The 5,606-nt window shown below is 73.8% G+C and carries 5 protein-coding genes; 2 read left to right on the plus strand and 3 right to left on the minus strand.

The window, feature by feature from the left end; all coding sequences use genetic code 11:
* Together CA983_RS39935 and CA983_RS39940 are read left to right on the plus strand one after the other, a co-directional pair.
* A partial coding sequence (locus CA983_RS39935) for an FUSC family protein (RefSeq protein WP_086605588.1) occupies positions 1-951 on the plus strand: 951 nt, incomplete at its 5' end.
* 301 nt (positions 952-1,252) lie between these two features.
* A complete protein-coding gene (locus tag CA983_RS39940) occupies positions 1,253-2,281 on the plus strand; it encodes an SDR family oxidoreductase (protein WP_086605590.1) in 1,029 nt (342 codons plus the stop codon).
* A gap of 133 nt (positions 2,282-2,414) precedes the next feature.
* Here the strand turns inward: CA983_RS39940 and CA983_RS39945 are convergent, their stop codons facing one another.
* From CA983_RS39945 to CA983_RS39955, 3 genes are all read right to left on the minus strand, one after another.
* Positions 2,415-2,705 (minus strand): hypothetical protein, encoded by a 291-nt coding sequence (locus CA983_RS39945; RefSeq protein ID WP_086605591.1) that lies wholly within the window; start codon positions 2,703-2,705, stop codon positions 2,415-2,417.
* A gap of 99 nt (positions 2,706-2,804) precedes the next feature.
* Positions 2,805-3,785 carry a phosphotransferase family protein gene (locus CA983_RS39950; protein ID WP_086605589.1) on the minus strand — a complete coding sequence of 327 codons (981 nt, stop codon included), beginning with the start codon at positions 3,783-3,785 and terminating at the stop codon, positions 2,805-2,807.
* Positions 3,786-3,815: 30 nt separating this feature from the next.
* The coding region (locus CA983_RS39955) for a flavodoxin domain-containing protein (protein WP_208637142.1) at positions 3,816-5,606 on the minus strand (1,791 nt) is incomplete at its 5' end.

The following is a 5,606-nucleotide window of genomic DNA, read 5'->3' on the forward strand; positions in this document are numbered from 1 at the left end:
GTGCTGGTGCAGGCCACGGTCTACAGCTCGCTGGTGCAGGGCGCGCGGCAGTTCGGGGCGATCTGCGTCGGCAGCGTGCTGGCCTCGGCGACGCTGGCCCTCACCGGCGACACGACGGGCGCGCTCGCCCTGTCCGTCCCGGTGCTGATGTTGCTCTCGAACTGGCCCCGCTTCGGCGACCAGGGCATCTACGCGGCGACCACGGCTCTATTCACCCTCACTTCGGGCGCCGTCGGCATGTCCGGCGTCGGGCACCGGGTGGGGCAGGCGGCGCTCGGCGCCGTCATCGGCGTCGCCGTCAACGCGCTCATCCTCCCGCCGATCCATCTGCGGGACGTCCGGGAGAACCTGGCGGCCCTCGCCAGGGAATCGGGCGACGTTCTGCGCTGCGTCGCCGATGACCTGCGCCAGGGCGACTGGGACGCGCAGAGCGCCACCGGCTGGCTCAACGCCGCGGCACGGCTGGAGCGCCGTCTGGACGCGCTGCGCTCGGCGCGCCGCTGGAGCCAGGAGAGCCTGCGCCTGACCTACGGCCCACTGCGCGCCCTGCACCGCGTTCCGCACATGCCCCTGCCGCCGCCGGACGAGGACGAACGCCTCGGCCGTGTCACCGGGCACGTCACCGCCCTGACCCGGGCGCTGGCGGTGGCCGTGGACGACAGCCGCTCGCCCGCACCGCCCGAGGGCCGGGCTCTGCGCTCCTACGCGGAGCTGCTGGGCCTGATCGGGGACGCCTGCGAAACGCAGGCCGACCGGCTGCTCGACGGCAGCTCGGACCCCCGCCGGGACGACGAGAGGGAAGAGAGGATGCTGGAGCTCCACCGGCAGTTGCAGGACGGGCTCCGGGAGCACGCCGGGCAGGGGGCCGAGCACACGGCGGTGCTCGGCACGCTGCTGCTCCAGGCCGAGAACCTGTGGGCGGAGATCCTGCCCGAGCACGAGAGCCAGTGACACACGTCACCGCGAGAGAAGCCGGAGCCCGGAACACCCATAAGTGGTTCCCCGTTGAACAACACGTGGGTGCGGATGGGACAGTGTCCCCGGGCCTCACCATTCGCCCACAGGGACGATCGTTCGGCTGAAGCCCTGTGGAGCCTTTCGCCGAGAGGCGACCGCCATCCGTGCCCACCTCTGAGCCGCCCCGGCCGTGATTCCCCCGTCCGGCCGGGGCTTTCCTCTGGCCACGTGCAATCGGCGCGACCTGGGTACTCGGTCATCTTCCGAGGACGGTCGCGGCCGAGAGGAGCGGATGGTGAGCAGCGGAACGGGCATGAGGGTCGTTGTCACGGGCGCCACCGGCAATGTGGGCACCAGCGTGGTGCGCCTCCTGTCGGAGGATCCGGAGGTCGCCTCCGTGCTGGGTCTGGCCCGGCGGATCCCCGACTGGTCGCCGCCGAAGACGGACTGGTCGGCGGTGGACCTGGCCTCCGAGCAGTCCGATCTGGCCGAGCAGTTCCGGGGCGCCGACGCGGTGGTCCATCTGGCCTGGGCGTTCCAGCCGACGCACGACCCTGCGGCGACCTGGCGCACCAACGTGCTCGGCAGCATGCGGGTGTTCGACGCCGTGGCCGCAGCGGGCGTGCCGGCGCTGGTGCACGCCTCGTCGGTCGGCGCGTACTCGCCGGGCCCGAAGGACCGGGCGGTGGACGAGTCGTGGCCGACGCACGGCTGGCCGGACGCCGCGTACTGCCGGGAGAAGGCCTACCTGGAGCGCGCGCTGGACACGTTCGAGCGCGACCACCCCGAAACGCGGGTGGTGCGGATGCGGCCTGCCTTCCTCTTCAAGTGGGAATCCGCGAGCGAGCAGCGCCGGATCTTCGGCGGGCGTTTCCTGCCCGGCCCACTGGCCCGTCCGGAGCTGCTGCCCTTCCTGCCCGACATCCCGGGGCTGCGGGTGCAGGCGCTGCACACGGACGACGCGGCGAACGCGTACCGGCTGGCCGTGCACTCCGATGTCCGGGGCGCCTTCAACCTGGCGGCCGAGCAGCCGGTCGACGCGCAGGTGCTGGGCGAGATGCTCGGTGCGCGTCCGGTACGGCTGCCGCGCACCGCGGCCCGTTCGGCGATCGCCGCCGCCTGGGGCCTGCACCTGCTGCCCGCCTCCCCGCACCTGTTCGACGCGGTGCTGCGGCTGCCCCTGCTGGACTGCACGCGTGCGCGCGCGGAACTCGGCTGGCGGCCGGAGCGTACGGCGACGCAGGTGCTGGAGGAGTTCCTCCAGGGCCTTCAGCAGGGCGGGGGCGCACGGACGGAACCGATGCGGGGACGCAAGGTGGGCTGACCGCTCGGCCCCTGCCGAACACAACTCCTGACTCCTGCCGAAGACGGCCGATGGCCGCAGCCGGCCCCCACAGTCGGCTGCGGCCATCGGCGCTCACGGCGCCGGAGCGCTCAACGACGCTCAGGCGCTCAGGTCAGGCGGAGGATTCGTCCGGCTCCGGATGCTCCGGGTGGACGGTTCCCGAGCGCGGTACTCCCTGCCGTCCCGTTCCCGCTTCGTCCGTGTCGGGGACATCGCCGGCGGGCTCGTCGGCCTCTGCCTCTGCCTCTGCCTCGTTCTCGTCGCCCTTCCGGTCCTTGCCGGTGCCCGTGAAGCGCGGGGCGACCTCCCACGGGTCCTCGCCGGCGTCGGCCTGCTGGTCCGGCATGTCCCGCGGCACGGGCTCACCGTTCTCGCCGGGTGCGTCGAGGCGGTGGTCGGTCACGGCGTGCTCCCTTCGGTCGTCCGGGCGCCACGCGAGTACCTCCACCGTGACCTGCGAAACCTCAGCGCGGTGCCACCCGAAGAGTTTGAGATTTCACCATCACGGCTGAGCGGGGCCCAGGAGGTCCTCGATCTCGTCCAGGGCCGCGACGAGTTCCGGAGCGACCCTGTCCTGCACCCAGCGCTCCTGTTCCTCTCCGACCTCGCGCGGAATCGTCTCGGTGAGCATGATCAGGTACAGGTAGGCGCGGTACAGGGCCAGTCGGAGTCGGGCCGGGGCGTCGAAGCCGGCTCGGCCGCCTGCCTCCCGGTAGCCCGCCAGGAACGCCTCGTCCTGCTTGATGTCACCCAGCAGCGCCAGGGAGACGAACTCGGCCAGCGGGTCGCCCCAGAACATGCGCTCCCCGTCGATGAGGCCGCCGATGCGGGCGTCGCCGGCCGAGCGGTCGACCAGGATGTTGCCCCGCCACAGGTCGAAGTGCACGAGGTACGGGGCGGTGACCTCGTCGAGGGCGCCGTACGCGGACCGGGCGGTACGGGCCACCGCGTCGACGGGGCGGGGCAGCCGCGCCCCGTAGCGCCGGGCATCGTCCAGAACGGCGTCGAACATCGTCGTGAACGCGGTCCGCCAGTCGGGGGCGAGCGGACCGAGGGCGCCGGAGGGATAGCCGAAGCCGGGGCCCGTCACGCGGTGCAGCCGGGCCGCCTGGCGTCCCAGCTCCGTGCGCAGTGCGGCCTGTTCCGCGTCGGTGAGCGAGCCGTCGTCCCAGGAGTCGCCCGGGCAGGCCGTCATCAGCAGGAAGTCGTCGCCCATGGACACCAGCCGCGGTGCGGGGACTCCGGCGTGGGCGGCCGAGCGGTAGAACTCGGCCTCCGAGACGAGGAGCCGGCGCTCGTGCCGGAGGCCGGGGGTGGCCGCCGCGGGCGGGATCTTCAGCACGTAGCGGGTGCCGTCGGTGAGGCGGAGTTCCTCGACGGTGTTGTACGTGCCGCCGGTCAGCGGCGCGAGGTGGGCGAGGCGGCCGGGATCCTCGCCCGCCGCCTCCAGGATGTGCCGGGCCCGTTCCCAGGAGTCCACCACCGTGCGCCCACCCCTCCCCTTCGCCTTCGGTCAGCCGGCCGCGTACACGTCCTCCACGTAACGCCCGTCCGCGACCAGCCCGTCGAGCCACTGCTCGGCGGCCGTCTCGTCGGCGCCCGGCGTGTGCTTCCGGTACAGGGTACGGAACGCCTCCCGCACCCCGGGCGCCATCCGGGAACCGTCACCGCAGACGTACACCCGCGCCCCTGCGTCCAGCAGGGCCCAGACCTCCTCGGCCTCGGCGGCGACGCGGTGCTGCACGAACCGCACCTCGCCCTCGGGGGCCTCGCTGAAGGCGGGGCGGAGCGAGACGGCTCCGGCGGCCTCGGCGGCGCGCAGTTCGCCGGCGTGCAGGAAGTCGGCGTCGGGCGCGTCGCAGCCGAAGTAGCAGACGGCCGGTGCGAGTTCCGCGCCTGCGGCGACGGCCGCCGTACGGTCGGCGATCGCGCCGCGGAACGGGGCGAGGCCGGTGCCCGCCGCGATCATGACGACCGGTGCGGATCCGCCGGTGGCGTCGATACGGAAGGCCTCCCGGCACGGCTGCACGCGCGCGTAGACCGTGTCACCGGGCTCGACGGTGGCCAGGTAGCCGGATCCGGTGCCCCGGTAGACGCCCTTGCCCATGGGGGTCCCCCCGCTCGAGCGCAGCCGAGAGTGGGGGAGGGCGGGCGCCTCCAGCAACGACACCATCAGGTCCACGTGGCCGGGGTCGACGGCGGGCGAGGAGGAGATGGAGTAGTGGCGGGGGCGCAGCGGGGTGAGGAGGTCGAGGAGCTGCGGCCAGTCCAGGGCGCCGCGCAGGGCCGGGTGGTCTTCGATGATCTCCACGAGGGTGCGCGGGTCGTCGGTGAGGGCGGCGAGGGCCGTGCGCTCCGGCGGGCACGGGTTGGCAGCGGCGAGCGCGGCGGCCTGCCCGGTGCTCAGATGCTCCTGCAACTCCACGTGGTGGGTGAGGAGCTGCCGTACCGTCACGGGGCGGTCGACGGCGATCGAGTCGCGGCGCGGGCGGGTGGCGCGGATGTCCAGGACGGTGTCGAGGTCGACGCCGAGCGCGGTGGCGGCGCGGGTGACGAGGTCCGGGTGGTTGGCGGGCAGCACGGTGAGGTGGTCGGCCGTGCGGTAGGTGACGCCGTCGGGCAGCGCGACGCGGACGAACCGCTTGCGGCGTGCGTAGCCGGGCGCGGTGAGGTCGTACGCCTCGGTGACCCGCATGGGGACCAGTTCGTGCCGCTCGGCGAGGGCGTCCAGCGGGCCGCCGGTCAGAGCGCGGACCTCGTAGGCCGTGGTGGGCTCCGGGTCCGGGGTCGTGGCGTCCGGGTCGCCGTACCGCTCCAGCAGGGCGACGCGGAGGGCCGTCGTGAACTCGCGGACCGTGCCGGTGAGGTCGCCGGAGGCGTCAGCGGCGGCGCGGCCGAGCAGGCGGCCGGCGCCGGACTCCGCGAGCCGCTCGTCGATCCGGGTGGGGACGTGCTGGTAGGTGGCGGCCCAATTGCGGTCGCCGACGCCGAGGACGGCGTACGTCACGCCGGACAGGTCGTGGGTCTCCTCAAGCCAGGCGGCGAAGGCGGTGGCGTCGTCGGTGGGGCGGCCGTTGTAGGAGGCGGCCGTGATGACGACGGGCCGGTCGGTGGGCAGGCCGCCGGCGTAGGCGTCCAGGGGCAACACCTGCGTCTCGCAGCCGACGGCGGCGGCCTCGTCGGCGAGTTGGGCGGCGAAGTCGCGGCAGGTGCCGTAGTTGCTGCCGTGCAGGAAGAGGGCGGCGGTGCCGGGGCGGACGCGTGCGGGGAGGGCCTGCGGTTGGGCCGATCGGGCGTCCTGGAC

Source organism: Streptomyces swartbergensis, assembly GCF_002148965.1.
Taxonomy (GTDB): Bacteria; Actinomycetota; Actinomycetes; order Streptomycetales; family Streptomycetaceae; genus Streptomyces; species Streptomyces swartbergensis.